The following is a 25910-nucleotide window of genomic DNA, read 5'->3' on the forward strand; positions in this document are numbered from 1 at the left end:
AACTTGCTCAAGGAGGCGCGATCGCGTCAAAATAAGAGTTAAGACGCTGTAACCTAACTTAATAATGACCCCAACGCAGCTTGAGCAAATTTCCCCTCAACCAACACCGCCAAATGAGCGGGGATATGAATATGATTTGGTAATTGTCGGCGGTGGGATTATTGGGTTAACTCTAGCCTCTGCTTTAAAAGATTCTGGTTTGAGTATTTTGCTAATTGAGGCGAAAGTCGCATCAGTGGCGGTAGCGAAGGGACAAGCTTATGCAGTTCATCAGCTTTCGTCGCTAATTTATCAAGGAATTGGCGTTTGGGACAAAATGTTGCCGCAAATCGCCAAGTATTGCCGAGTTCGTCTTTCGGATGCCGATTATCCCGATGTGGTGGAATTTACCACAGATGATATAAATACCTCAGAGTTGGGTTATGTGGCGGAACACCAAGCCCTGTTGCAGCCGTTGCAAGATTTTGTCCAAAATTGTCCAAATGTGACTTATCTCTGTCCGGCAGAAGTGGTAAATACACAATACCAGCAGAATATAGTCACAATCGAGATAAAAATTGCCGATCAGCTAAAGACAGTCAAGAGCAAATTAGTTGTAGCAGCAGATGGATCGCGATCGCCAATTCGGCAAGCGGCTGGAATCAAAACCTCTGGCTGGAAATATTGGCAATCTTGCATTGTCGCCATTGTCAAACCAGAAAAACCCCACAATGACACGGCTTACGAAAGATTTTGGTCTAGCGGCCCCTTTGCGATTTTACCTTTACCGGGGAACCGTTGCCGCATTGTCTGGACTGCCCCCCATGAAGAAGCAAAAGCTTTGTGTGCTTTAAATGACGAGCAATTTTTGGCAGAACTAAGCCGCCGCTATGGCGATCAGATGGGGAAACTGGAATTACTAGGCGATCGCTTTGTTTTTCAGGTACAACTCATGCAAAGCGATCGCTACGTTCTCCCGCGACTGGCATTAATTGGTGATGCGGCGCACAATTGCCATCCCGTCGGTGGACAAGGTTTAAATTTGGGTATTCGGGATGCCGCAGCTTTGGCGCAAGTAATTCAAGCAGCGCACAAGGCGGGTAAAGATATTGGCGATATTCAGATTCTCAAAGATTATGAACGCTGGCGCCAGCTAGAGAATCTGACGATTTTAGGTTTCACCGATTTGTTAGATCGGATGTTTTCTAATAATTTCTTCCCTGTGGTGGTGGTTCGTCGTCTGGGTTTATGGTTCTTGCAGCGAGTACCGATATTAAAAGTATTTATGCTGAAATTGATGATTGGTTTAAAGGGGCGGACTCCAGAATTAGCAAAACGATAAAGCTTGAGAACGCGATCGCTGATATGCTTACTTGATTAAATTTGCAAAAAGTTAGCGATCGCTTGCGGTAATGGCAGAATAATTATAATCAACAAAGCTATTGCCAGTAATCCCCAAACGTCACGTTTGTTATCTAATTCGGTGACATCATTCAGTGCAGGTTCATCAATCAACGGCATAAATAATAAGATAATCGCCCACACCAAAAATTCTTGTCGAACTAAAGAAAGTAATAGCAACAACACGCGAGCAATTTGACCAATTACGATCGCAGTTCGTTGTCCAAACATCGCATGGACAATGTGACCTCCATCTAATTGTCCCACAGGCATTAAATTTAACGCTGTGACAACTAGTCCTAAAAAACCTGCTACTGCAACTGGATGCAAGTCAAGGGCTGATTTTGCTGTTAAATGACTTCCCAAAGCTAACTTCGAGAGTATAGCCAGTAAAATTGAATACTTGGGATTGAGGGCATGAAGATTTAAAAGTTGGGTTTTTTCAGTCAGGGAAACTATCTCAGAATGAGCCAAACCCCATATTAGTAATGGTAAAGTAACAACAAAACCTGCAATTGGCCCAGCAATACTAATATCAAATAAAGCTTTGCGGTTGGGAATGGGACTACGCATCTGAATAAATGCGCCAAATGTTCCTAAGAAGAAAGGTACAGGAATAAAGTAAGGCAACGTCGAGCGAATCTTGTAAAATTTAGCTGTCAAATAATGCCCAAGTTCGTGAGTGCCCAAAATAGCCATCAGCCCTAAAGCATAAGGCAATCCCTTAAATAGGACATCTGGGTTAGATAGAAGCTTGAACAAAGATCCAATATCCCAGATAAGCGGCAGAGTAACACCAGCATTTTCCACTCCCACCAAGGTAGTAGTGATCAAAGTAGCTGCTAGCAGCATCAGCGCTAATCCTGGTCGAGTTAATCGTTCCTGGTTGCGTCGTGGTGTATCTGTCTGTTTCGCAGCTTGAGTGTTGGGAACCAGCACAAAGAAAGGTTTGCCATTGAAACCTTCTTGAAAAATCAGCAAGAAGCGATCGCCAAATTGTGCTTCAATATTGGTTTTAATCTGCTGGTAAGCGTTGCTGGCTTTAGTTCGCAACTGACCCCGGCAAATCACAGATTGTGGTCGATACTCAATATTTTGAACGTAGTATATAGACCAAGGAAAACAATTTCGTAGTTGGGTTTCTTCCGTTGGTTCAATGGGACGCACTATTGGTTCTGGGGTAGGCTGGATAGTCGGTTGTGATTCTGAGGCTTGGGTTTGGGCTTCGGTCTGTGTATCTCTTGGTACTTGACGCCCCCATTGAAACAACACCCAGTACAAAACTGTGCAGACAAATACCGACCAGAGGATCAGATATGGTGGTGGAGATTGTTTCGTACCGTAGATTAGCGTCCATCCACTCAACAGAAATGCTGGTGTCATTAAAACCAGCCACAACAACCATACAGGTGTGCGGGTGATGTGAGCAACGCTGCGCTGCACCATGAGATAAGTAGCTAGCCCCAGCAGCAGGATAAATAGAAACCAAAATGCCATGTTATCTTCAGTAATTTTGACAAAACGCCCCACCAGTAGCTTCAGCACCATAGCATTAACTACAAGGCAGACCTCAAATCCCAATTTTTTTCACAACGGTTAACAGTGCTGGTTAACGCTCAAGTTTCAATTCTTGAGAATTTCCGCACTGTAATCAAATTGTCCACAACTTCTCAGTTTCGGTTCTTTGATTATGTGCCCTTTACCTCAACAGCCAAGTCATATAACTAAGCCGCCACGGGCTGTCTTCCCTGACGAAGTTCTCAGCGCAGGTTCTCTGCAATCGAACTTCGCACAAGAGAGTATTTTTGCTTTTCCACCCAATCGGGACACATTCGGGGGAACCTCTTATTTTATTGTAAGAAATGAAGGCAATATCCTCATAGATTGCCCTGCATTAGAAAAAACAAATCAAGATTTTTTAGCAGTGCATGGAGGCGTGCGTTGGTTATTTATCACTCATCGCAGCGCCATTGGTAAGACTGCTGAATTTCAGCAAGCCTTTGGTTGCGAGGTGCTGATCCAAGAGCAAGAAGCCTATTTATTACCAGGCTTAACCGTAACTAGCTTTAGGCAAGAATTTACTCTTGATGCTGCAACACAAGTAATTTGGACACCAGGGCATTCTCCTGGCTCATCTTGTCTCTACTACAGTGAGCTTGGTGGTATATTATTTTCTGGTCGCCATTTACTTCCTAACCAGCATGGTCAAGCAGTACCATTACGAACAGCTAAAACCTTTCACTGGCCAAGGCAAATTCAGAGCCTTCGATTATTGTTAGAACGTTTTACACCAGAAACTCTTCAGTATATTTGTCCTGGAGCTAATACAGGCTTTCTTAGAGGTAAGCGGGTCATAGATCAAGCTTATCAACACCTCGCCTCTCTGGATTTACCAGCTTTGCTGGGGATACAACCCCTTTAGAGGTAGCAGGGCTTGTTATAACCACAAGGGTAAAATTTTGTCAATATCATTAAAATAAATCTTTGGGCTTGGGTGATGACAAAGGGTTATATAACTCAATGGATGGGCTGAGGTACGAAGCCCATCCTACCGCGCTTGAGTGCAAACGACATTCTTATCTCTGTTTGCAGCTTGCGGTAAGTTCTACATTGTAGAAAGTCCCTGATTTGGGATTAATTGAACGCAATTGCTGAATAAAATCATTAAATGTTGTATTGCTTGTGCCGAAGCCAGCTTCAGCACAAGCAGATAAACCCCCTTCGATAGGAATAGGAGATCCTGCCCTGGGACTATATACAATGAATTTATCGACGGTGCTAGTACCGACTGCAAACCCGATAACCTGGCGAATCGTTTGCAAAGCGGCATTATCTAAGGGGCCACCAATGCTGCCAATACTGATATTAACCGCACGATTTTCAGCAAAGGCTGGCGCAGTAATTGACAATACTGCCCCGACAATCATTAAACTGGTGAACTTATTCATTTTTCTCTCCTCCAAAAATTGAAAAATTAATAATTAAGTTTCGACATGGATGAAGTATATCAGAGACTTTACCATGTAAGGTTTTTAGGCATATTGTTGTACCTTACTGGTTTTACTTTTATTCTGACTATAGTATTGCCCATTTCTTCAAGTAGCGATCGCCTACTAGCCGAATAATTAGTAACATTAAAATATTTTCATGTGCAATGAAAAGACCTGGATTTATTGAGCGTCATCACCTGTGGACAGAAATCCAAAAAGAAGCATCTGAAAAGATCAAGGCTGTTGTTAAAGAACAGGATCTACTGTTGATTCGTACCGCTTGGTCAGACCAGCATGGCATTGTTCGCAGCAAGTCGCTCTTACCCCAAGCGTTTTTCAGCGCCTTAGAAAACGGTATGCAAATCAGCACAGGGACATTCCTGTTTGATACTGGTGGTGCAATAGTATTTAACCCGTTTGTTCCTGGTGGTAGTTTAGATATGCCTTCGATGACAGGTGCGCCAAATCTTGTGGCTGTTCCTGACCCTGATACTTTCAAAATTCTGCCTTGGGCAAAACGTACTGGCTTTATTCTCTGTGACGAGTACTTTCAAAATGGTCAGGCAATGCCCTTTTCCAGTCGTGGTATTTTGCGCCAATCATTGGTAGAGTTACATCAAAGAGGATTAGAGCATATTATCGGCTTAGAAGTTGAGTGGTATCTGGCAAAGTTAGAAGATCCGATGTTAGCGATCGCTAATGTTGGTACTTCTGGAAAACCTGGTGAACCTGCCAAAGTTAGCGCTGTAGAGCATAGCTTTCAATACCTTTTAGAATCACACAATCCAGAGATTCACGACTTACTGCGCGTTTTGGCAGAAAACTTAGTTGAAATGGAATTGCCTTTAAGAAGTGTAGAAAACGAAGGAGGTGTCGGTCAATTTGAATTTACCTTTGACCCGATTCCGGCATTGCAAGCTGCGGATACAATGATGATATTCCGAATGGCGACCAAGCAAATCTGCCGTCAACAAGGTTACATCGCCTCATTTATGTGTCGTCCAGGATTGCAAGGTTCTTCTTCCAATGGCTGGCATTTGCACCAATCCCTTGTAGAACGAACCACAGGCGAGAACGCTTTCATGTCTGCAAACTCTGAATCCCTAATGTCAGATTTAGGTAAACATTTCGTTGGTGGTCTTCTTAAACACGCCAATGCCGCTTCTGTGTTCACAACCCCGACAATTAACGGCTACAAAAGATTTAGGCCTTATTCCCTAGCTCCTGACCGTGCCGGATGGGGATTGGAAAACCGAGGGGCAATGATTAGATTACAAGGCGGTTATGATGACCCCACCACCCACATAGAAAACCGAGTTGGAGAACCAGCAGCCAATCCCTACCTGTATATGGCATCGCAATTGATTTCTGGGTTAGATGGTGTAGATTGTAAAGTTGACCCTGGCTCCCCAACGGAGTCACCTTACGCTACAGAAAGTCCGACCTTACCCAAAAGTTTACCAGAGGCGATTTCATATTTGAGCCAAAGCGAACTTTTTTCTCAAAAAATGGGGCATCAGTTCATCAACTTCATCATTAAGATGAAACAAAGTGAAATTAATCGTTTTTTACAGTCCGTCGCCGATCGGCCACCAGAAGAGTATTTAAAGCAGGTAACTAACTGGGAGCAAAGAGAATATTTTGAATTATTTTGAAGTGAATAATTCTTGGGAATGTCGCGCTTTTAAGGGTGATTATTCAGGTTTAAAATAAGTTTTCGGTGCATGAGAAATTGCACCCTGTCCATACTTATAGCAGTCGCCAAAGCCGTTAGGACAGTTTGCGGGAAACGCGTCTTCAACAGCGTACTTTATGATTTTATTGCTGTCCTAAGCTTCCTGTCCGTTGCTATACTTAAGAAAAATTATTATATTTTTAACTTTATACAAACCTAATTACACAAAAGTAAATATTTTGTAAAACATAAATTAATACTTGTTTTGCTAAGTCAATACCTTCGCCAATTTACGAGGGTGAGTTGATGTATAAACTCTTGTTTTGGCAAAAATATTGGTAAGTATTATGTCACATAATCAGATACAGTATAAATTTAGGTTCAGTCTTTATAGGAGGAATATTGTGTCTGAAAATAAACCAGAAGATTTGAATTCACAAGCAGTACCATTCTTTGCTCGATTCTTGGAAGCGCAAAGCATTGAAGACCTTTCTGATGAAGAATCAAAAGCGATTATCGGTGGATGCAATAATGCCACAAACAAGAAGAATGATGATCTTGTCCAAACTCTGAAGTTTCCATCCGATCAAGAAGATGCCACTATAGTAACCAAGAAGCACCCTTCTGATAGTCATGAGTACGCTGTTACTCAGAAATATCCTTCAGATGGTGATGACAGTTCGCCGTATTGACCTTCATAGCTGCATACTTTTGACTACACCAGAGATGCAGTTTTAAAACTATTGTCAGAATAAAAATACAGTTAGCTTTGCCAACTTCATCTAGAGGTTGGCTTCCCATTAAAATTAAGTTCACTTTTTTAAAATTTTGCTTTCTCAATAGTTAACAATAGTGAAGATGCAAAAACTAATGAAAATATTTTATGCACCTTGAGCGTGATGTGGTTTTATTAATTACCCATAGTGGTGATTACTTTACAATAGATAGAGTTGCAGAAGCAGTATCAAAACTAGGCGCACAGCCATTTCGTCTTGATACTGATAAGTTTCCGATCGCACTCCAACTCCAGGCTAATTTAAGTAACTCTGGTAGCAATCATACACTGAAATATAACGATTGCTCCCTCAACACCGAGCAAGTGCAAGCAGTATGGATGCGGCGTATTTGGCAACCCGATCTCGGTAAAGAATTGGCTCCACAATTTCAAGCAGTCTGTTCTAGTGAATCACTCGCAGTCTTAGATGGCTTTTGGGACAGCCTGAGAGAAGCTAAGTGGGTGGATGATTTACGCCGGATAAGTGCAGCTGAAAACAAGTTACGCCAACTGCGGGTTGCATCGGAAGTAGGTCTTATCATACCTCGGACTCTCGTCACCAATAATCCTCAAGAAGCACGAGAATTTTTCCACCAAGTTAAGGGAAAAATGATTGTCAAGCTGCTCAAACCTCTTTCTTCTGGGATGCAAGTCTCCTCTTTTTTCATGTATACCAGCGCCGTTAAAGAAGAAGACTTACTTGATGCTGAAACACTGCGCTATTGTCCAGTTATGTTTCAAGAACAAATCCCTAAACAGCAAGAACTACGGGTAGTGTATGTGAATGGCAATCTCTTTGTCGGGGCGCTAGATGCGTCTGAGTATGCAGCATCTACCCAGGATTGGCGACGCGAGACAAAAAAGATTCTTACCTGGCAACCAGATCGATTACCTGATAAACTAATCCGTTGTTTGGATACCTTTATGGCGAAGTTTGGACTAGTTTTTGGAGCATTTGATTTTATTAAAACACCAGCCGGAGAATATGTTTTTTTAGAAATTAATCCTACAGGAGAGTGGGGGATGCTGGAGAGGGATTTGGACTATCCAATTGCTCAAGCGATCGCATCTGCACTACTTTCAACAAGCCCGAAGTAAGATGCTCTTACTTAAAAATTCCAAACCAACTGATAACCCCTATTTTTATCTGTAGCGTACTTCATTTTCTATATTTGTAAATGACTGTTTTAATCATTACTCACAGCCAAGACAACGAAAGTATTCCTCTAGTTATTCAGGCAATTGAAGCCCAAGGAAAGAAAGCATTTCGTTTTGACACAGACCGATTTCCCACAGAAGTGCAGTTAGATATTTACTATGGTAGTACTAAGCGAGTGATTCTGAGTGTCGATGACCAGACATTAGATTTAAATCAAGTGTCAGCAGTTTGGTATCGGCGCATTGCAATTGGGTCAAAAATTCCCAACTCGATGGACAGTCAACTTAGACAAGCCTCACTGAAAGAATCTCGCGTCAGTATTGAGGGAATGATTGCTAGTATCAGGGGGTTTCATCTTGACCCTGTGCCAAATATTCGCCGAGCCGAAAATAAGCAACTGCAATTACAAATAGCAGGAGATGTTGGTCTAGATACGCCACGCACTCTGACTACAAATAATCCAGTAGCAGTAAAGCAATTTGCCCAAGAGTGTCAGCAGGGAATGATTACAAAAATGCTGTCTTCCTTTGCTATTTATGATGAACAAGGGCGAGAAAAAGTTGTGTTTACAAATCCAATTTCATCAGAGGATCTAGACAACCTTGATGGCTTACGTTTCTGCCCAATGACATTTCAGGAGAAGATTCCCAAGGCATTGGAATTGCGGACAATTATTGTAGGTAAGCGTGTGCTAACGGCTGCGGTTGATTCTCAAACTTTGGATAAGGCACGTTACGACTGGCGCAAACAGGGAATCGCCTTACTCGACGCTTGGGAGTCATACACTTTGCCCGAAGATGTCGAAGAGAAATTGCTCAAACTCATGGCAGAATTCCGTTTAAACTATGGGGCGCTTGATATTATTTTGACTCCTGATGGTCGTCATGTATTCCTTGAAGTTAACCCAGTTGGCGAGTTTTTCTGGCTGGAACGCTGTCCTGGCTTACCGATTTCTCAGGCGATCGCTGAGGTTTTAAATAATTCAGCTAATTGACTCAATTTTCTCTACTTTAACCATGCGGTAACTACTATATGTCAAAATAATCACAGTTGCAGTAACAGAAGGAATAAAAGCATTGCCGTGCAGGTAAGCAGTTGCAAGGATGGCTATCTCTACCACTTTCAGAAAATGATTAGTTTGTATATCATGAGACACTACTGTTAAATCTTTGAGAGCCATCACACTCAGTTTCCGTACTTAGGACTAATCCCTAATTTACTTGACTTTTAGGCTTAACTGAACCGTATTGGGGCTAGGGGGACAAGTCTCTCCCTTATCTCCCCCTCTACCTTGTCTCTTCCCAATGCCCCATTCGCAATTTAGAGAGAACTACCCTGCATAAGGATTACCAATTCTGTCTACAGAGACATTAGAGGAAAATGGCAAACGACCTGGATTTAAGCGTGGTTCGGCTGCATAGCCAACAGGAATTAAAACAGCGATCGCTAAATCTGGATTATCCCCTGCACTAATCACTTGTTTTACCTGATCCTCAATCCAACCGTTCATAAAACAAGTGGATAATCCCAGACTTTCTGCTGCTAACACCAAATGGGTAGCAGCAATGATGGCATCTTTGATCGCATATTCGCGTCGCTTCTCGCCCAACGCCGCTTGAAATTGGGGGACGGCGGTTTTAAAGTAGTTTACCGTACCTTCATTCCATGCCCCAGTTTCGAGTCCCCGCTCTAGAATTGGGGCCAAGTTTTGTTCGCCTGCGTTAGGATCGGCGGCAAAAACAAAGGTTACAGGTGCTTGAACAATTTGCTGTTGATTAAAAGATGCTGCTGACAGTGCTGCCTTTTGCGCCTCATCTTGCACAAGAATAATTTGCCAATCCTGGATATTATAGCTGCTGGGTGCAGCTACGGTTAACTCTACTAGTTGCTTGAGCAATTCTGGGGCGATGGGGTCTGTTTTAAAAGTTTTGATGGAACGACGTTGAGCGATCGCACTGGGTACATCTAAAGGTTGGGTTTGAGTAATGGAAATCATGAGATTCTCCTGATAAGTTGAGTTATGAAAGGGTTTCAGATTTTACTCTGCTGAGAGTGATTAAGAGCAAGGCAATGTAATGTGTTCCTCTCTAATTGGCAATGTTAACCGGGTTAGAGATGTGTTCATGGATAATGCGCCATTGTCCGTCTCGCTTCTCCCATACAAGCGTTGCATGAGCCGTAATTTTAACCGCCTCATTCGCTATAGTGGCTACCGTACTCTCAAAAATCAGAGCTGAGACGGTAATGTTATCACCTGTAAATATCTGAATATCCCCAACTGATTTAACTTGCCACTGTGTTATTGCTGTCATGAAGGGCTTCCATATCTCCTGATACGATTGCCATCCTTGAATTCGAGTGGTCTGCGGTGAGAGGGTATCGAAGGCGAGCAATTGTTCATCTTGCCAGTAGAGATTGTCTAGAACAGAAAAATCAAATGGTTTGTTGCCTGCACTAAACGCGGCTAGCCAATTGTTAACGCGTTCTTTGATTTCCCTTTCCTCTAAAGTATCTTTCATAGTTGACAACTAATTTACACAACCATTTTGTTGGATCTTGGAAAAATCTCAAACTCCTCAGTTTGATTTGATACTTTAGAGTGCGGAAAGTGGGTTTTAATTATTCAGAGGAGAAGAATTACGCCTTAGCTACCGGCTCGTTAGCAGTTGACCAAAATGGATAGTCTGTATATCCCTTTTCATCGCCACCATAAAAGCTTGCTTGATCTGCTTCATTTAGTGGTGCATTCAAAGCCAAGCGTCGAGGTAAATCGGGATTTGATATAAATAGTGTACCAAAGGCAACTAAATCTGCTGCTTTGTTTGCCAGTACTGCATCGCCTTTTTCACGGGTATAACCACCATTAACGATCAGTGTACCTGTAAAGCGATCGCGTAGATGACTAGTGGGTACAATTATCCCGCCATGTCTAATGTCTGCCTCTATTGCCTCAAAAATATGCAGATATGCCAAATTAAACTGGTTCAACGCTTGAGCCGCATAACCGAATGTCTCCAGGGGATTGGAGTCATGCATATCGTTATAAGTCCCACTAGGAGATAAACGTACCCCAACTCGGTTAGAATCCCACACACTAGTTACCGCCTCTGTCACCTCCAACAGGAATCGGGCACGATTTTCAATGTCACCTCCATATTTATCTGTGCGTTGATTCGTACCATCCCGGAGAAACTGATCTATTAAATAACCATTAGCTGCGTGAATTTCTACCCCATCAAACCCAGCCGCTAGGGCATTTGCCGCTCCCTGACGGTACTGTTCGACTATCTGCGGTATTTCCGAAGTTTCTAAAGCACGGGGAGTAACAAAGGGTTTTGGCCCCTCATAAGTTGTAGCGTCACCTTTAGGAGCAATGGCAGAAGGTGCTACAGGTAAAGCTCCATTCGGTTGTAAATCAGGGTGAGAAATCCTGCCTACGTGCCATAGTTGCAGAAAAATTCTTCCTCCCTGTTGATGCACAGCATCGGTTACTAACTTCCATCCCTCCACCTGTTCTGGTGAATGAATTCCTGGTGTAGCAGGATAGCCCTGTCCTTCAGGAGTTACCTGTGTTGCTTCAGCAATAATCAGTCCAGCGGAAGCACGTTGGACGTAGTAGGTAGCATTCAGTTGGTGCGGTACGTTTCCCTGACCTGCCCTGTTTCGGGTTAAAGGTGCCATCACTATTCGGTTAGGTAGTTCCAGATTCCCTAATTGGTAAGGAGAAAATAAGTTGATATCATTAGTCATTGGTTTTATCTCCAAATTATTTTAGTCATTGGTCATTGGTCATTGGTCATTGGTCATTGGGCATTGGGCATTGGGCATTGGGCATTGGGTATTCTCCTTGTCCCCTTGTCCCCCAGCCCCCACGCAAAGCGCATTAACTAAACAATCGACCGAATAACGCCACCATCTACCCGTAAAGCTGCACCATTAGTTGCCGATGCTACGGGGCTAGAAAGATAAACTACGATCGCTGCTACTTCTTCATTAGTTGCAAAGCGTTTGATTAGCGAAGTTGGACGTACATTTTGAAAAAATTCAGCCTCAACTTCAGCGCGAGTAATACCGCGTTCCTGTCCCAGGTTGGTGATAAAACCTTCAACTCCTTCTGAGCGGGTTGGCCCTGGTAAGACGGAGTTTACTGTGACTCCAGTACCAACTGTCATTTCTGCTAGACCTCGTGCAATGGCAAGCTGCGCTGTCTTAGTTGTGCCGTAGTGAATCATTTCTACGGGAATTTGAATAGCAGATTCGCTGGAGATAAAAATTATCCGCCCCCAGTTTTGCTCTAGCTGCTTTTGCAGATATTGCCGACTCAAACGGACTCCACTAAGGACGTTAACCTCAAATATGTTTAACCAGTCTTTATCAGTAATATCAAAGAAGGTTTTTGGCTCATAAATACCCACATTGTTGATCAGTATATCAACGTCAGGAACCTCTTGAATGAGTTTTTCTACCCCTGATGCAGTGCCTGCGTCCGCAACAACACCAGAAACTTTCGCATCAGGTGTAGAATGCTGAATTTTGGCGATCGCTTGAGCGACTCGTTCTTCAGATCGACCGTTAACAATAATTGATGCACCCTCTTGAGCTAACCCAAGGGCTGTCGCCAAACCAATACCTGCGGTTGAGCCACTCACCAGCGCGGATTTACCATGTAATTTCAAGTCCATTTCGCTCTTTCCCCGTTAGTTGAAACAGAATTCAGAAGTTGGGAATGGGGCACTGCGCATGAGGCATTGGGGCAGGGTGCAGAAAACAATAATTTTCCCCCTGCTCCCTGTGCCCTGTTTCCCCTACTCTCCACCTCCTACTCGCCACTCCCCACCCTCACCTAGCAATTTTGGGTTGGTCGAGTACTAGATTAAAGATGCTGTGCTAAGGTCTTATTCAAGGTGGTTTTTGGAACTGCCCCTACGACAGTATCGACCTGCCTACCCCCCTTAAAAACCATCAGCGTCGGGATGCTGCGAATTCCATAGTGGCTGGCTACAGTAGGATTTTGATCTGTGTTCAACTTCACAAATTTCACCTGTCCTTCGTATTCAGTAGCAACTTCATCGACGACTGGGCCCACCATCCGGCAAGGGCCGCACCACGGGGCCCAAAAGTCCACTAATACCGGAATTTCACTTTCCAAGACTTCTTGCTTGAATGTGGCTTCTGTGACATTTGTAATGGATGACATAAATTGCCCTCCTAATTAATTCTATAATTCGATAATATCGAATAATAAAAATATATGCCACTTGATGAGATAATGCAACTATGAGATTCCTTTATCATCCAGATCGAAAAAATATTTCTTTACCGGGCGTGTTGTATGCCTTGGGCGATCCGGTACGGCTAGAGATTGTGCGCCTGCTGGCGACTGAGGGGGAACAATGCTGTGCCAAATTTGATTTTGCGATCGCAAAATCTACTATGTCCAATCATTTTAAGATTTTGCGGGAGTCGGGGATAGTCTTTACACGTAAAGAAGGGACACATCACATTAACATCCTGCGGCGTGAAGATTTAGAGACACTGTTTCCAGGGCTGCTGGATGCGGTATTGAAAGCCGCTCAACCATTGCCTGTGAGTTCTGTGAGTGATAAACAAACAGCTTCAAGGATTTAGGAGGAATGGGTAATGGGTAATGGGTACTTGTTTAAAAATCTTCTCGTTTTTCAATTTGTGTTTCTAAATCAGCAAAGATATCATGTTGTTCCCCAAAAGTTCTTGGAGTGTGAGATAAATCTAAATCTGTAGAGAGTAAATCAATACCGTCGATAATTTTCGGTATCTGAGCTTGATCAACTTGCAGACCTAGAAAGCATTTCTCCCTGTAATCTGGTCTTTCCTGAAATAGTGCGATCGCTCTTTTCAAAGGACGCATAACCTGATATGCTTTTTCAGCCTTCTCAATTGATGCTTGAGGTATTGGAGATTGCAGCCTGAGAATTGCTAAATCGATTAAATCTCTTGCCTCAACGCTGTCATCGGCGTAACGGTCAGAATTTGACAGTAGCTTAGAGGTAAAACAGTCATTGAAGCTTAAGCAAGGAACGACTGACCACTTTGGATATCTTGGTGGGTCTAGTTGAAAACGAGTTTCGGCAATAATTTCCGTTTTAATCGGCACATCATCTACAAAAACGATCATCCGAATTCCATATTGGTCAGTTGTGCTACGTCCAACTTGGATTTTACTTAAATCCCGAAATAATGCTTCATGCCCACCCTCAAATACCACTGTCCGCAGATATTTGTAGCCTTCTGTACCAACAGAGGCGATAAAATCAACGTCCTTACTCCAGCGATATTCATCAAAATCAAATGCCAGAAGGGTTCCGCCACCGAAGTAAGCAGAACCCTTCCTAAGTATTTCAGAATCTAAGCATTCAAGAACTGTGAGAATTTGATTATGGTGTTCTAACCTGAAGGTCATAAAGAAACTTGCAACCAGGATTTATAGCGTCTGGCGAGTTCCTGAAGGAAATTGAGTTCTTCACCCTCAAGATTATTAAATAGGTTGTGATATTGCCAACCACGCTCGTAGCGACTCAGCATTTCTTCTGAAGTGAACCGATAGACATCGGCAGTCTGCCAACAAATGGACTCCAGAAAAGGCAGCTTTTTGGGGACAATAACAGGATTATTTGTTGGTGTTGCGGTTGTCATAGCTCTTTTAATCAACCACTTTCGGCTTATTTTTATTTAGATTAGCACTGTGGACATCCACTGGACATCCACATTTAATTTTATTCTAACTATAAATTATCTTTCTCTGTGATAAACTCTTCCTTTCCAAGCGCCGCCGCGCCCTTGCCAGTGACGTAGTGCTGAGTCTAGAGTAATCAGGGTATAGAGAAAAGCGATCGCAGGTAAACTCAACGCGAACCAGAAAGAACATTTATAAAAGCGGATCGTCGGGTAGTAAGCGAAAGTCATTAACAGCCATCCGAATAAACCTGTAAGTGCGATCGCCCAATTGCTCCAGACTGCACCCAGAATCACACATACAGGTGGAGTTAAATAAATTAGAGGCATTCCCACCAAAGTTCCCAATAGTATTAATGGCGAATAATTCAGTTGGGTATAGGCAGTACGAGCAACCATATCCCAAATCGTCGCCAGCGAGTCATAAGGGCGCAAGCTACGAGTCAAGCTACTCAATCCCAGCCAGATACGCCCTTGATTGGGCATTGGGTATGGGGCATGGTTATTTTCCTTGTATCCCTTACGCCCTTGCTCCCCTGCTCCTCTGCTCTTCTTAACAGCCTGAGCCAGGGCGCAATCGTCAATTAAAGCTTGGCGAATTACTTGAATACCCCCGATTCGTTCTAAAGCTTCACGGGCGATTAGAATAGATCCCCCGGCGGCTCCTGCTGTGGGATTGTTGGGATTATTCACCCAGCGAAAAGGATAGAGTTTTTGGAAGAAAAAGACAAAAGCTGGAATCAAAAATTTTTCCCAAAAGCTCTCACACCTGAGTCGCACCATTACCGAAACCAAGTCTAAATCTTCCTGCATAGCTTTCTTCACCAGCCGACGGAGATTACCAGGATCGTGTTCGATATCTGCGTCAGTCAGCAAAAAATAATCGGGTGCAAATAAACTCGCGCTCTTTATACCTTGCTCAACTGCCCAAAGTTTTCCCGACCAACCGGGAGGCAGTGATTCACCTGAGATAATATGCAATTGCTGGGGTTTACCGACAGCGTGGGCAACCCCTTCGGCAAAATTTGCTGTCTGATCTGTGCTACGATCGTCCACCAAAAACACCTTGAAAGAACCAGGGTAATCTTGAAGTAGGAGCGATCGCAGTGTAGTGGGTAGCAATTGTGCTTCGTTACGAGCTGGAACTACAGCACAAACCACAGGTAACGATTCTAGCTGAGTTTCTGTAACCTCTAATTGCTGGTCTGTCCGCCAAAACTGTCCCCAAAAACCCAGTAATCCTAACCAAATTGTCAAGGATAACAGCATCAATCCTAATACAATTACATCCATGACCTATTGCAAATTTTCAGTGACTCAGACACAATACTATGTCTACTGAATAGAGGAAAAAAATTTTTCACTGTAGTGCCGCGTTCATAACTAGGTTAAGTGTTGAGGTTAAATAGTTTTTGATGCAAATACAAGACAGGGTAAAAGTCAATCAAATCGCAGATGCGATCGCAGCTAGTCAAGAATATTTGCTTTCGATTCAAAATCCGGCAGGTTATTGGTGGGCAGAGTTAGAATCTAATGTCACCATCACTGCTGAAGTCGTCCTCCTGCATAAAATTTGGGGAACAGACCAAGCCAGACCTTTGCACCAAGTTGAAGCATATTTGCGTCAAGAGCAACGGCAGCATGGCGGCTGGGAACTTTACTATGGTGATGGCGGAGAACTTAGCACTTCGGTTGAAGCCTATATGGCGCTAAGACTGCTAGGTGTACCAGCAACCGATCCGGCGATGATTCGGGCGCAAGCCTTTATTCTCCAAAGGGGTGGGATCAGCAAAACTCGGATTTTTACCAAGTTACACCTAGCCTTGATTGGCTGCTACAACTGGCGCGGTATTCCTTCGCTACCACCTTGGATAATGCTGTTGCCAAAAGCTTTCCCGGTTAATATCTACGAGATGTCTAGCTGGGCACGTTCCAGCACCGTACCATTACTGATTGTATGCGATCGCAAACCTGTTTTTCTCACCGACTCAGCCATCAACCTAGATGAGCTATACGCTGAAGCTATCGATCGAGTCCGGTGGGAATTACCCCAAAGTGGCGATTGGACAGATTTATTCCTCACCCTTGATCGAGGTTTCAAGTTGGCAGAAAGCCTTAATTTAGTACCCTTCCGCCAAGAAGGCATCAAAGCCGCCGAAAAGTGGATTTTAGAGCGCCAAGAAGCTACAGGCGACTGGGGCGGCATTATTCCGGCGATGTTGAATTCAATGTTAGCTTTGCGGTGTCTGGATTATGACCGAAACGATCCCATTGTGGAACGAGGTTTGCAAGCAATTGATAACTTTGCGATTGAAACAGAGGATAGTTACCGGGTACAGCCTTGTGTTTCACCTGTCTGGGATACAGCTTGGGCGATGCGTGCCTTAGTAGAATCTGGCTTTGCAGCAGATCATCCGGCTGTGGTAAAAGCTGGAGAATGGTTATTACAAAAACAAATTTTAGATTACGGAGATTGGGCTGTCAAAAATCGTCAAGGAAAACCAGGGGCTTGGGCATTTGAGTTTGAGAATCGCTTTTATCCAGATGTAGACGACTCGGCGGTGGTGGTTATGGCTCTACATTTGGCGAAACTCCCAAATGAAAAAATCAAGCAGGCTGCGATCGCTCGTGCCTTAAACTGGATTGCATCTATGCAATGTAAACCAGGTGGTTGGGCTGCTTTTGATTTGGATAACGATCAAGATTGGCTTAACTCGATTCCTTATGGCGATTTAAAAGCGATGATTGATCCAAATACCGCAGATGTTACCGCCAGAGTACTAGAAATGCTGGGTGCTTGTGATTTGTCAATTGATAGTGATAATTTGGAGCGATCGCTTACTTATCTTTTGCACGAACAAGAAACTGAAGGCTGTTGGTTTGGTCGTTGGGGTGTAAATTATATCTACGGCACCAGTGGCGTTTTATCAGCTTTGGCGTTAATCGATCCTCAAAGACATAAACTCAGTCTAGAACGGGGAGCAGCTTGGTTAGTTGGATGTCAAAATCCAGATGGTGGTTGGGGCGAGACTTGCCGCAGCTATGATGACCCCAGTCTCAAAGGAAAAGGAAATAGTACTGCATCTCAAACTGCTTGGGCTTTAATTGGGTTGATAGCAGCAGGTGAAGCAACTGGTAAATTAGCTCTTGATGCGATCGAGCGAGGAATTGACTATCTGGTGGCAACTCAACAGCCTGATGGTACTTGGTTTGAGGCGGACTTTACAGGTACTGGCTTCCCTTGCCATTTTTATCTCAAGTATCATCTGTATCAACAATACTTTCCTTTAATTGCGCTAGGTCGCTATCAAGCAGCGATTCAAAAAGGTTAAGAGTAATTTATACGCGTTTGCCCTACCTCCCCAACCCTCCCCTTGGTCAGGGCTAAGGCGTACACACAAGTCCTAAAAATCTAGCTTGATAAGGCTTTTCTCATTCTCTATACAAAGCATGGGAACGAGGAAATAGCATTGTCAGTCGATACAATGCCATTGTCAGCCGATGCAATGTCATTGTCAATCGATGCAATGCCATTGTCAGCCGATGCAATGTCATTGTCAATCGATGCAATGCCATTGTCAGCCGATGCAATGCCATTGTCAATCGATGCAATGCCATTGTCAGCCGATGCAATGCCATTGTTAGTCGATACAATGCCATTGCAGGTCAAGAGACTTGTGTGTAACCGTAGTCGGTGAGGGGAAGGTGCGTGTCAGCGTGGGTGGGGTATCTGCCGCAAACATTTTTAAATTGGTATTATTACAGAATATTTTTATATCAATCAATAATATATATTTTTTTCATAAAGTTATTAAAAAGCTGATTGTAACAGTTGGAAAAGCGATATAAACTAACCAACGGAAATATAGCTAGTAGATAGTTAGCGTCACAAAACAGCCCATCGTAGACATCGCAGTTATCCTAATTAAGAAATTCCATATAAAAGCGCGTTGTTTTACTGATTTATGATTTTGACACTTTATAACAATACTTTTAGTTTAAAATACGGAATTTCAAGTATAGACCTTTGAAGCTTTATCCCTAACTATAGGAAAAAATCATGGCTAATTCATCATTTGATGTCTCTGACTTGAATGGCAGCAACGGCTTTAGCATAAACGGTGTTTTTGGTGGCTCCTCAGTTAGCAATGCAGGGGACATAAACAACGATGGCATTAACGACCTGATTATTGGGCAACCTTTTGCCTCCCCCAACGGTATTGATTGTGCTGGGCAAAGCTATGTGGTATTTGGGGGAACGAATGTCGGCAGTAGCGGCATTTTCAACATCTCTGACTTGACTAGTACGGCGAAAATTATCTACGACGCTGTTAATGGGCAGTTATTCTACAATCAAAATGGTAGTGCGGCTGGTTTTGGTAACGGCGGTCTATTTGCAACTCTGATTGAAGCGCCAACTCTCAGTGCATCAGATTTCGTGGTGCAAGCGTAGTATTAATATCTAACACCCAAAATCAACGTATTTCTATTCTCTAGCTATAACAATATCGTTAGATTTAATAACTGCATAAGCTTCTTTTCCCTCAGATAATTCCAACTCTTCTGCGGAAGCTCTGGTGATAATCGAAGTTAATTCTACTTTGTGAATAATCTCCAGAGTAACCTCACTATTAACTGCTCCATAAACAACTCGTTTAATCACACCTTTAAGAATATTGCGAGAGCTAACTTTTAGTGATTTCTTTTGAATACTACTTTCTATATCAGGCTTTTGAGTGTAGTCAATATCTTCCTGTTGTTCCTGCTGAGTTGCTGGTGATATTGATGTTGAAGAATGCTGAGTGAGACTACGCACGAGTTCCCGCAGAATCTCAGTCTTAGTGCGTTGAGACTGTTCGCAGAACTCCTCTAAAATCTTCCGCTCGTCCTCTGAGGTTTGAAATGTAACCCATCCTTGTTCTTTTCTTGGCATAATAATATTATTATCAATTTTGGTTATCTTGGTAAAATTCTACCAAGTATTAATTCGTTACGTCGTTTTAGTAATAACATTTTTTGTCAGGGTTTTCGGCATTTTAATCGCAAATTAATCAATTAATCTCATATAGTAAGCTATATATATATTTATTTTTTTCTAGATGCGAAATATTTTGTTGCTCGAAATTGTCTAAATCATCACTAAATTATTACCAACTAAGATGGTATAACGTGAAGTTTATGGTATTTGTTGGGATAGCAATGCCTATGCAAGGATAATCTAGCAGAAAATTCCACTGGCGATCGCGTCAGTGCCGTAGGATTATTTAACGTGAGTTCACAGCTGGGGGATGAAACACCTAAAATCACGTTCTCAAGACCTGCGGAGTTTATTTGAGAACAATATCACCATTGAATACGTGGCAGAACCCCTGAAAGCTATGCCAGCTGATGCGGAGGCAAAAAAAGTGCTGCATTGGATGCAAGCACAAAATTTTGATGTTATCGGCGTTGAGACGGGAGATATTGTTAGCGGTTATGTAGAACGCTCTAGTTTGATTCCAGACAAAAAAGGTAAATGTAGTGACTATCAACGGGTGTTTCATCCCAAAGAACTAATTGCCATTTCCACCCCACTGATAAAGTTGCTACCTATTTTGCAACAAACTCCGCGATTGTTTGTCTTAGATTGCAATCAGGTCAGTGGTATTGTTACCTGTGGTGATTTGCAGAAAGCACCCGTGCGAATGTTACTGTTTGGCTTAGTAACGCTGCTAGAAATGAATTTGCTGCGGCTGGTGCGGATTTACTATCCCCAAGATTCTTGGCAAAAAGTCCTTAAACCTGAGCGCTTAGAAGTTGCTCAACGACTATGGCGAGAGAGTCAGGAAAGAAACGAAGCCACCGATTTGTTAGATTATTTACAATTCTGTGATAAGCGAGAGTTGATTTTAAATCAGCCAGAACTTCTCCAGCAACTAGGACTAAAATCAAAACGGTTTGGCGAACGTTTCCTCAAGTCTGCTGAACAGCTGCGAAACCGATTAGCTCACGCCCAAAATTTAGTTAGTGGTTCCTCTTGGACAGAATTGATTTCTCTAGCAGAAGCGATGGAAAAGCTGTTAATTCATTGTGAGGAAGTTGAGTAAATTGGTCAGCTTTCTTTAACACTATATGAACCAGCCTATTGAATCCGCTGCTGTCGATAAATCTAATAGCGCCTCACTTAGCTCGACTTTATCCATTTTTTTCGCAACGCGATACTCCTGCGGAGTCGTTGCACGAACGCTAATGCTAAAAACTATATGGGGTCTTAGTTTTACTTTTTCGATTTCACCATGAATCAGTAACATAGAAAAAGTTTTTGCTAAAAAGCTAGGGTTTTTGCTCTATAAGGAGAACCAAGTTCCTAATTTTGACAGGACTTACGCAACTGGCACAGCGCGATCGCATTTGTATAGTATTTATGTACTATATACTAAGTGGCGTACCTAGAGGGCATTGCTGAAATTAGTAACAGTAATCGGGTGTGTTAAGTATTCTTCAAATCATGAGAAAATTAGTTGAGGATGCATGAAATAAATCCTGTAGTTTATGAGGTTTACTAAACTTAACTATTGCCAGTACTTGTTAAGTAGTCAGATTAATTATACTCTGACAAATTTGGCGGAGCATTTAGAGCAGATAAGTCATGATAAAATCAACCGTTATTTAAAAAATGAGAAATTAACACCCCGTCTTCTTTGGGATAACGTGAAAGATTTAATAGAAATAAATGATAACGCCTACTTGGTTTTTGATGACACAGTAATTGATAAACGATACGCTATTGAAATAGAGCCAAGTAAACGCCAATATAGTAGCAATGAGCATGGTGTAATTCAAGGGATTGGGCTAGTAAATTGTGTATATGTTAATCATGAAATCGGAAAGTTTTGGGTAGTTGACTTTTCTGTTTATGATCCAGACAGAGATGGGAAAACAAAGATAGAACATGTAACAGAGATGCTGCAAAACTTTGTGTACCATAAAAAATTACCATTTAAAGCCGTCTTAATGGACAGTTGGTATGCGACAAATAAATTGATGTTATATATTGATGGGTTAGGGAAATATTATTATTGTCCTCTGAAACGTAATCGACTTGTTGATGATACCGAAGAGCAAGAAGACTATAAAAGAATTGAATTGTTATCTTGGGATGAGAAAGAGTTAAAATCAGGAAAAACAGTTAAAATAAAAAAGTTATCAGGCGCAAAAAAAGTGAAACTATTCCGGGTAACTGTCTCCACCGACAGAACGGATTTTATCGCTACAAACGATTTATCTCAAGACTCTACGGACGTTGTGCAAAAAGTGTGTAAGGTTCGTTGGAAGGTTGAGGAGTTTCATAGAGAATTAAAACAATTGACTGGCATTGAGTCATGTCAATGCCGCAAGGGTCGTATTCAAAGAAATCATGAAAGCCTCGCGCTATTTTAGTCTGGCTTAGGCTCAAAGATTTAGCTTATAAAACTGATCAAACAATCTATCAAATTAAGCATGGATTGTTATCAAATTATTTAGTTCAGCAACTAAAACGTCCGAATGTTCCCATGTTTATCGCCTAGTTATTGGGCGCTCGGCGCAGCGTAGCTGCGCCATCGCTTGTGACAGTTGCGTAAGTCCTAATTGCATATCTTTTATCTAGTACTGTGTCATCAAAAACTAGATATGCGCTATTACTCACTTGGATGATATCTTTAACATTATCCCAAAGCAAACGTGGTGTTAACTTTTCATTCTTGAGATAACGGTTAATTTTATCATGACTAATCTGCTCTAAATGATCTGCCAAGTTTATGAGAGTATAATTAATCTGACTACTTAACAAGTATTGGCAATAGTTAAGTTTAGTAAATATCATAAAATACAGAATTTATTTTATGCATCCTCAACTAATTTTCTCATAATTTGAAGAATACTGACACAGCCGATTATTGTTACTAATTTCAGCAATTACCTGTGGATACCCCATTTTTATATAGTACATAAATACTACAAAATAGTGATCGCACTGTGCCAGTTGCGTAAGTCCTGACTCAAAAACAGCGCATTTCACAAGGCTTAGGGGGGAGCAACGCGATTTCGTGAGGTCGCCCAAAGGACGTGCATAAATGAGCTTTAACGCGGCTTTTAGATCGAATCACTCACTTGAGTCCCTGTATAATTGGGAATCCAGCCTTCTGCATTGGCGCAACCCGCCGCAGCCATCGCAAAATAGCGTACTCCTTTGAAATTCAACGATGCAGTTAGGCTGCACCAATGCTCAACGCCAGCGGGGATGTAGAGATAGTCTTGTGCCTGAACTAAAAGCTGTACCTGACTGCCATCATGTCGCACGAAACCATAAATCATTTCTCCTGACAACACATAGAGGGGTTCAGCCGCAGGATGAGTATGGTAACGACCGTAGGTTGCGATTAGGTGGTGAAGATTGACCGAACCTGGATGTACATTTAATAAGTCACACCAGAGAGCGCCATTTTCTTGCTGAAGAAATTCAAAGACACTGTTATGGAGTTCTACGCAATAACGTTTCTCGGACTCAGTTAAAACGTCCTGGTCTAGCAGATTAGGGAAGAGTAGCGATGTTCCTGGGTCGTAGTGTTTGAGTTGAATGCCAAGAGGCGCAAGTTCACTAGCTATTTCGTCTAAATTGCTCTCAATCGTACCGTCGTCAAGTAGTAGGTTAGCCATGACAAAAAGACTAATTAACTGTTAAGAAGAGTATACTCAATTTCGAGCTAAAAAACCACTATCCCGATTGACAAACCGGGGTTTAGTTTGCGATTGACATTCTGCGATCGCGATTTTCATTTGAATTCGTAAGGATCGCAGCTGTGCGCCCCTACACCATGCAATTGCAAACTGCTATAGTTAAACTCTTAAATACCCATTAAAAGAATAAATTTATCGTCAGAATGATGCTTATTGGTACCACTAGCATCTAAGCTAGTACGGGTGAACTATATCCAGCATGGAATGTCTGACTTAATTCTGTTTTGGCATCGGCGCGATTTACGCATTTCTGACAATACGGGACTGGCTGCGGCAAAAGAGCAGAGTCCGAAGGTAGTGGGCGTGTTTTGCCTCGATCCGCATATTCTAGAACGGGATGATGTTGCTCCTGTGAGAGTAACTTATATGATTGGCTGTTTGCAGAAACTCCAAGAGCGATATGCTGAAGTTGGTAGCCAGTTGTTAATACTCCACGCCGATCCTGTACAAGCGATACCAGCTTTAGCAGAGGCTTTAACAGCCAAAGCTGTTTTTTGGAATTGGGATGTAGAACCTTATTCACAAGAACGCGATCGCACCATTATAAATGCCCTCAAAGAAAAAGGTATTGAGTTTCTTAACCAAAACTGGGATCAAATCCTCAACTCTCCAGAGGAGTTACGCACGGGTAGTAACAGTCCTTACACGGTTTACACCCCCTTCTGGAAAAATTGGCTTACTAAACCAAAGAGTCAACCAGTAGAAACATTGCAAAATGTTGAGGGATTAACGGAAGCTGAACAGGAAATTGCCAAACTTGCAGGAGCGATGGCTTCGCCAACGTCTTCGACGAACGCACTACCTTCAGCAAAAGATTTAGGATTTATTTGGGATGGAGAATTGATTATTTCACCAGGAGAGGCGGCGGCACAAGAACGATTAGAAGAATTTACTAATAAAGCCATTACTGAATATCAAGAACAGCGCAATTTTCCCGCAGTGGACGGTACATCACAACTGAGTGCAGCTTTAAAATTTGGGGTAATTGGCATTCGCACCGTTTGGCAAGCCACGATAGAAGCACTGGAAAACAGCCGCAGTCAGGAAACAGCAGTTAATATCCGCACATGGCAACAGGAATTAGCTTGGCGGGAGTTTTATCAACATGCAATGTATAACTTTCCTGAATTAGCTGATGGTGCTTTCCGCGACACCTTTAAAAACTTTCCTTGGCAAACTAACGAAGAACACTTCCAAGCTTGGTGTGAGGGGAGAACTGGCTATCCCATTGTGGATGCAGCAATGCGTCAGATGAATGAAAGCGGCTGGATGCATAACCGCTGTCGGATGATTGTTGCGAGTTTTCTCACTAAAGACTTGCTAATTAATCCCCAATTGGGAGAAAAATATTTTATGCAACACCTGATTGATGGTGATTTATCTGCTAATAATGGCGGTTGGCAATGGAGTGCTTCTAGCGGCATGGACCCCAAACCTGTGCGGATTTTCAACCCAGCCAGTCAAACGCAAAAATTCGATCCAGAGGGGGAATATATTCGACAATGGGTATCAGAATTGCGGTCTGTAGATACAGAATATTTAGTTACTGGTAAAATTCCACCTTTAGAACGTCATGCTGTTGGCTATCCTGACCCAATTGTGGATCATAAAATACAGCAACAGCAGTTTAAACAGCGTTATCAACAGCAAAAAAATATTAGTAGTGGTGAGTAAAATTGTTAGTTTTTTAATAGACATTCCCGAAAATGATGTAGGCATAATTAATGAATTGTGCCTCCCAAAAATTTTGAGCAACGCATAATTAATTTATGGAGATATTTAAGGTTTAGTTAAAGGGGATATGTTAACATAATACAAATTTTGCTACGTATCCGTCTTAGCTTGTTGCTCTTTAACTGCAAATGGATTTCAAAAGTTTTTCTGAGCTACGTGAGTTTATTCGCCGCTACAACTCAACATCCATTCTAGAGATTGGAGCTAAGAAATGCTGGCAAAAGTGGGAAACGAAATATTCAGATCCTTTAGATTGGTTGCATAGTAATACTGAACGCAATTATGCTGTCCGACTCATGTTACTAGCTAGTGCAGGTAATCCCTATCGGCATGGGGATATTAGTGTTGAGACGTTTGACAGTTTAATTAATGCTTACCATAGTTGGGAACATCATACCATTTCAGACAAACGTATTCTTGATAAAGAAGCAGAAGTCGTATTAAGTTCTATCCAAAAATGGGAAATTGAACATGAAAAAACATCACGTAATTGGTCGTTAAAATTGAGTAACATTTTGGATTTAGAAGTAATTCGTGCTCATATAGCTGGTTTATTCTTACAAAGGCTAGTAGCTTTTCAAAATGCAGGTTTGGGATACCCAGTTGCTCGCATACATCGAACGATAAAATTTATTGAGCTACTGGATAAACATTCCGACAAAAATTTTTAGATGATTTTATAGAGCGCACAAAACTAAGTCCAATAAATTACTTCAAACAAATTGTAGG

Annotated in this window: 26 protein-coding genes and 2 pseudogenes; 13 read left to right on the forward strand and 15 right to left on the reverse strand. The window is 42.3% G+C overall.

All coding sequences use genetic code 11. The features are described from left to right. Nucleotides 1-64: 64 nt before the first annotated feature. Nucleotides 65-1321: an FAD-dependent hydroxylase gene (locus tag NLP_RS13240; RefSeq protein WP_104906797.1), complete on the forward strand. Its 1257-nt coding sequence runs from the start codon at nucleotides 65-67 to the stop codon at nucleotides 1319-1321. Between the two features lie 35 nt (nucleotides 1322-1356). Here the strand turns inward: NLP_RS13240 and NLP_RS13245 are convergent, their stop codons facing one another. Next, nucleotides 1357-2877 carry a site-2 protease family protein gene (locus tag NLP_RS13245; RefSeq protein ID WP_104909863.1) on the reverse strand — a complete coding sequence of 507 codons (1521 nt, stop codon included), beginning with the start codon at nucleotides 2875-2877 and terminating at the stop codon, nucleotides 1357-1359. Nucleotides 2878-3070: 193 nt separating this feature from the next. On the opposite strand from NLP_RS13245, the gene NLP_RS13250 reads away from it, so the two are divergent. Next, entirely contained in the window at nucleotides 3071-3802 is a 732-nt protein-coding gene (locus tag NLP_RS13250; protein WP_104906798.1) for an MBL fold metallo-hydrolase, read from the forward strand. A gap of 154 nt (nucleotides 3803-3956) precedes the next feature. Here the strand turns inward: NLP_RS13250 and NLP_RS13255 are convergent, their stop codons facing one another. Next, nucleotides 3957-4328, reverse strand: a complete 372-nt coding sequence (locus tag NLP_RS13255; protein ID WP_104906799.1) for a hypothetical protein — start codon at nucleotides 4326-4328, stop codon at nucleotides 3957-3959. 206 nt (nucleotides 4329-4534) lie between these two features. Between NLP_RS13255 and NLP_RS13260 the strand changes: the two genes are divergently transcribed. From NLP_RS13260 to NLP_RS13275, 4 genes are all read left to right on the forward strand, one after another. Next, nucleotides 4535-6025, forward strand: coding sequence for a glutamine synthetase family protein (locus NLP_RS13260; RefSeq protein ID WP_104906800.1), 1491 nt, complete (start codon nucleotides 4535-4537; stop codon nucleotides 6023-6025). A 424-nt stretch (nucleotides 6026-6449) separates the two neighbouring features. After that, complete coding sequence (locus NLP_RS13265; RefSeq protein ID WP_234017310.1) at nucleotides 6450-6737, forward strand: microviridin/marinostatin family tricyclic proteinase inhibitor; 288 nt, start codon at nucleotides 6450-6452, stop codon at nucleotides 6735-6737. Between the two features lie 191 nt (nucleotides 6738-6928). Then, nucleotides 6929-7918: an MvdC family ATP-grasp ribosomal peptide maturase gene (locus NLP_RS13270; protein ID WP_104906802.1), complete on the forward strand. Its 990-nt coding sequence runs from the start codon at nucleotides 6929-6931 to the stop codon at nucleotides 7916-7918. An 80-nt stretch (nucleotides 7919-7998) separates the two neighbouring features. After that, nucleotides 7999-8973 (forward strand): MvdD family ATP-grasp ribosomal peptide maturase, encoded by a 975-nt coding sequence (locus tag NLP_RS13275; RefSeq protein WP_104906803.1) that lies wholly within the window; start codon nucleotides 7999-8001, stop codon nucleotides 8971-8973. On the opposite strand, the gene NLP_RS13280 is transcribed toward NLP_RS13275, so the two are convergent. From NLP_RS13280 to trxA, 6 genes are all read right to left on the reverse strand, one after another. Then, nucleotides 8962-9159 (reverse strand): hypothetical protein, encoded by a 198-nt coding sequence (locus tag NLP_RS13280; protein WP_104906804.1) that lies wholly within the window; start codon nucleotides 9157-9159, stop codon nucleotides 8962-8964. The two genes, NLP_RS13275 and NLP_RS13280, sit on opposite strands and share 12 nt — an antisense overlap. 150 nt (nucleotides 9160-9309) lie before the next feature. Beyond that, nucleotides 9310-9975 carry a nitroreductase family protein gene (locus NLP_RS13285; RefSeq protein WP_104906805.1) on the reverse strand — a complete coding sequence of 222 codons (666 nt, stop codon included), beginning with the start codon at nucleotides 9973-9975 and terminating at the stop codon, nucleotides 9310-9312. Nucleotides 9976-10066: 91 nt separating this feature from the next. Beyond that, complete coding sequence (locus NLP_RS13290; protein ID WP_104906806.1) at nucleotides 10067-10498, reverse strand: YybH family protein; 432 nt, start codon at nucleotides 10496-10498, stop codon at nucleotides 10067-10069. A gap of 118 nt (nucleotides 10499-10616) precedes the next feature. After that, nucleotides 10617-11729, reverse strand: a complete 1113-nt coding sequence (locus NLP_RS13295) for an alkene reductase (RefSeq protein WP_104906807.1) — start codon at nucleotides 11727-11729, stop codon at nucleotides 10617-10619. 137 nt (nucleotides 11730-11866) lie between these two features. Beyond that, nucleotides 11867-12661, reverse strand: a complete 795-nt coding sequence (locus NLP_RS13300; RefSeq protein ID WP_104906808.1) for an SDR family NAD(P)-dependent oxidoreductase — start codon at nucleotides 12659-12661, stop codon at nucleotides 11867-11869. 191 nt (nucleotides 12662-12852) lie between these two features. Beyond that, nucleotides 12853-13176: a thioredoxin gene (trxA, locus tag NLP_RS13305; protein ID WP_104906809.1), complete on the reverse strand. Its 324-nt coding sequence runs from the start codon at nucleotides 13174-13176 to the stop codon at nucleotides 12853-12855. 80 nt (nucleotides 13177-13256) lie between these two features. Between trxA and NLP_RS13310 the strand changes: the two genes are divergently transcribed. Further along, a complete protein-coding gene (locus tag NLP_RS13310; RefSeq protein WP_104906810.1) occupies nucleotides 13257-13607 on the forward strand; it encodes an ArsR/SmtB family transcription factor in 351 nt (116 codons plus the stop codon). 31 nt (nucleotides 13608-13638) lie between these two features. Here the strand turns inward: NLP_RS13310 and NLP_RS13315 are convergent, their stop codons facing one another. The 3 genes from NLP_RS13315 to NLP_RS13325 all read right to left on the reverse strand — a co-directional run bounded on the left by NLP_RS13315 (nucleotide 13639) and on the right by NLP_RS13325 (nucleotide 15983). Next, nucleotides 13639-14418 carry a nucleotidyl transferase AbiEii/AbiGii toxin family protein gene (locus NLP_RS13315; RefSeq protein WP_104906811.1) on the reverse strand — a complete coding sequence of 260 codons (780 nt, stop codon included), beginning with the start codon at nucleotides 14416-14418 and terminating at the stop codon, nucleotides 13639-13641. After that, the gene (locus tag NLP_RS13320) at nucleotides 14415-14651 is read right to left on the reverse strand and encodes a hypothetical protein (RefSeq protein WP_104906812.1); all 237 of its coding nucleotides are present in this window, start codon (nucleotides 14649-14651) and stop codon (nucleotides 14415-14417) included. Before NLP_RS13320 ends, NLP_RS13315 begins: the two co-directional genes overlap by 4 nt. Before the next feature lie 96 nt (nucleotides 14652-14747). Continuing rightward, nucleotides 14748-15983 (reverse strand): glycosyltransferase, encoded by a 1236-nt coding sequence (locus NLP_RS13325; protein WP_104906813.1) that lies wholly within the window; start codon nucleotides 15981-15983, stop codon nucleotides 14748-14750. Nucleotides 15984-16105: 122 nt separating this feature from the next. Here NLP_RS13325 and shc point away from each other — a divergent pair, with 122 nt between their 5' ends. Beyond that, on the forward strand, nucleotides 16106-18022 hold the full coding sequence (gene shc / locus NLP_RS13330) for a squalene--hopene cyclase (RefSeq protein WP_104906814.1): 1917 nt from the start codon (nucleotides 16106-16108) through the stop codon (nucleotides 18020-18022). 100 nt (nucleotides 18023-18122) lie between these two features. On the opposite strand, the gene NLP_RS13335 is transcribed toward shc, so the two are convergent. Beyond that, entirely contained in the window at nucleotides 18123-18350 is a 228-nt protein-coding gene (locus tag NLP_RS13335) for a hypothetical protein (protein WP_158680364.1), read from the reverse strand. Between the two features lie 400 nt (nucleotides 18351-18750). On the opposite strand from NLP_RS13335, the gene NLP_RS34900 reads away from it, so the two are divergent. After that, the gene (locus NLP_RS34900; RefSeq protein ID WP_234017311.1) at nucleotides 18751-19143 is read left to right on the forward strand and encodes an integrin alpha; all 393 of its coding nucleotides are present in this window, start codon (nucleotides 18751-18753) and stop codon (nucleotides 19141-19143) included. A 33-nt stretch (nucleotides 19144-19176) separates the two neighbouring features. Here NLP_RS34900 and NLP_RS13345 read toward each other — a convergent pair whose 3' ends face one another. Beyond that, nucleotides 19177-19623: a TOBE domain-containing protein gene (locus NLP_RS13345; protein WP_104906816.1), complete on the reverse strand. Its 447-nt coding sequence runs from the start codon at nucleotides 19621-19623 to the stop codon at nucleotides 19177-19179. Between the two features lie 355 nt (nucleotides 19624-19978). On the opposite strand from NLP_RS13345, the gene NLP_RS13350 reads away from it, so the two are divergent. Both NLP_RS13350 and NLP_RS13360 read left to right on the forward strand, forming a co-directional pair. Next, entirely contained in the window at nucleotides 19979-20776 is a 798-nt protein-coding gene (locus NLP_RS13350; protein WP_104906817.1) for a hypothetical protein, read from the forward strand. Between the two features lie 445 nt (nucleotides 20777-21221). Beyond that, nucleotides 21222-22237: pseudogene (locus NLP_RS13360) on the forward strand (IS701 family transposase). 65 nt (nucleotides 22238-22302) lie between these two features. Here the strand turns inward: NLP_RS13360 and NLP_RS13365 are convergent. Together NLP_RS13365 and NLP_RS13370 are read right to left on the reverse strand one after the other, a co-directional pair. Continuing rightward, a pseudogene (locus tag NLP_RS13365) lies at nucleotides 22303-22533 on the reverse strand (IS701 family transposase); the annotation flags it as partial. A gap of 269 nt (nucleotides 22534-22802) precedes the next feature. Further along, entirely contained in the window at nucleotides 22803-23366 is a 564-nt protein-coding gene (locus NLP_RS13370) for a cupin domain-containing protein (RefSeq protein WP_104906819.1), read from the reverse strand. A gap of 285 nt (nucleotides 23367-23651) precedes the next feature. Here NLP_RS13370 and NLP_RS13375 point away from each other — a divergent pair, with 285 nt between their 5' ends. Together NLP_RS13375 and NLP_RS34150 are read left to right on the forward strand one after the other, a co-directional pair. After that, nucleotides 23652-25121 carry an FAD-binding domain-containing protein gene (locus tag NLP_RS13375; RefSeq protein WP_104906820.1) on the forward strand — a complete coding sequence of 490 codons (1470 nt, stop codon included), beginning with the start codon at nucleotides 23652-23654 and terminating at the stop codon, nucleotides 25119-25121. Nucleotides 25122-25309: 188 nt separating this feature from the next. Continuing rightward, a complete protein-coding gene (locus tag NLP_RS34150) occupies nucleotides 25310-25852 on the forward strand; it encodes a hypothetical protein (RefSeq protein ID WP_199784817.1) in 543 nt (180 codons plus the stop codon). The last annotated feature ends 58 nt before the right edge of the window (nucleotides 25853-25910 follow it).

Origin of the sequence: Nostoc sp. 'Lobaria pulmonaria (5183) cyanobiont' (assembly GCF_002949795.1) — a bacterium.
Classification (GTDB): domain Bacteria; phylum Cyanobacteriota; class Cyanobacteriia; order Cyanobacteriales; family Nostocaceae; genus Nostoc.

Excerpts from the sequence above, each read along its gene's own strand:
- NLP_RS13375 (WP_104906820.1), top strand. The coding sequence starts at position 23,652 with ATGTCTGACTTAATTCTGTTTTGGCATCGGCGCGATTTACGCATTTCT.
- NLP_RS34150 (WP_199784817.1), top strand. The coding sequence starts at position 25,310 with ATGGATTTCAAAAGTTTTTCTGAGCTACGTGAGTTTATTCGCCGCTAC.
- NLP_RS13275 (WP_104906803.1), top strand. The coding sequence starts at position 7,999 with ATGACTGTTTTAATCATTACTCACAGCCAAGACAACGAAAGTATTCCT.
- NLP_RS13290 (WP_104906806.1), bottom strand. The coding sequence starts at position 10,498 with ATGAAAGATACTTTAGAGGAAAGGGAAATCAAAGAACGCGTTAACAAT.
- NLP_RS13310 (WP_104906810.1), top strand. The coding sequence starts at position 13,257 with ATGAGATTCCTTTATCATCCAGATCGAAAAAATATTTCTTTACCGGGC.
- shc (WP_104906814.1), top strand. The coding sequence starts at position 16,106 with ATGCAAATACAAGACAGGGTAAAAGTCAATCAAATCGCAGATGCGATC.
- NLP_RS13350 (WP_104906817.1), top strand. The coding sequence starts at position 19,979 with ATGAAACACCTAAAATCACGTTCTCAAGACCTGCGGAGTTTATTTGAG.
- NLP_RS13255 (WP_104906799.1), bottom strand. The coding sequence starts at position 4,328 with ATGAATAAGTTCACCAGTTTAATGATTGTCGGGGCAGTATTGTCAATT.
- NLP_RS13300 (WP_104906808.1), bottom strand. The coding sequence starts at position 12,661 with ATGGACTTGAAATTACATGGTAAATCCGCGCTGGTGAGTGGCTCAACC.
- NLP_RS13345 (WP_104906816.1), bottom strand. The coding sequence starts at position 19,623 with ATGCCAAGAAAAGAACAAGGATGGGTTACATTTCAAACCTCAGAGGAC.
- NLP_RS13250 (WP_104906798.1), top strand. The coding sequence starts at position 3,071 with ATGTGCCCTTTACCTCAACAGCCAAGTCATATAACTAAGCCGCCACGG.
- NLP_RS13240 (WP_104906797.1), top strand. The coding sequence starts at position 65 with ATGACCCCAACGCAGCTTGAGCAAATTTCCCCTCAACCAACACCGCCA.
- NLP_RS13320 (WP_104906812.1), bottom strand. The coding sequence starts at position 14,651 with ATGACAACCGCAACACCAACAAATAATCCTGTTATTGTCCCCAAAAAG.
- trxA (WP_104906809.1), bottom strand. The coding sequence starts at position 13,176 with ATGTCATCCATTACAAATGTCACAGAAGCCACATTCAAGCAAGAAGTC.
- NLP_RS13285 (WP_104906805.1), bottom strand. The coding sequence starts at position 9,975 with ATGATTTCCATTACTCAAACCCAACCTTTAGATGTACCCAGTGCGATC.
- NLP_RS13315 (WP_104906811.1), bottom strand. The coding sequence starts at position 14,418 with ATGACCTTCAGGTTAGAACACCATAATCAAATTCTCACAGTTCTTGAA.
- NLP_RS13295 (WP_104906807.1), bottom strand. The coding sequence starts at position 11,729 with ATGACTAATGATATCAACTTATTTTCTCCTTACCAATTAGGGAATCTG.
- NLP_RS13280 (WP_104906804.1), bottom strand. The coding sequence starts at position 9,159 with ATGGCTCTCAAAGATTTAACAGTAGTGTCTCATGATATACAAACTAAT.
- NLP_RS13335 (WP_158680364.1), bottom strand. The coding sequence starts at position 18,350 with ATGGCATTGTATCGACTAACAATGGCATTGCATCGGCTGACAATGGCA.
- NLP_RS13270 (WP_104906802.1), top strand. The coding sequence starts at position 6,929 with ATGCACCTTGAGCGTGATGTGGTTTTATTAATTACCCATAGTGGTGAT.
- NLP_RS13325 (WP_104906813.1), bottom strand. The coding sequence starts at position 15,983 with ATGGATGTAATTGTATTAGGATTGATGCTGTTATCCTTGACAATTTGG.
- NLP_RS13260 (WP_104906800.1), top strand. The coding sequence starts at position 4,535 with ATGAAAAGACCTGGATTTATTGAGCGTCATCACCTGTGGACAGAAATC.
- NLP_RS13245 (WP_104909863.1), bottom strand. The coding sequence starts at position 2,877 with ATGGCATTTTGGTTTCTATTTATCCTGCTGCTGGGGCTAGCTACTTAT.
- NLP_RS34900 (WP_234017311.1), top strand. The coding sequence starts at position 18,751 with ATGGCTAATTCATCATTTGATGTCTCTGACTTGAATGGCAGCAACGGC.
- NLP_RS13370 (WP_104906819.1), bottom strand. The coding sequence starts at position 23,366 with ATGGCTAACCTACTACTTGACGACGGTACGATTGAGAGCAATTTAGAC.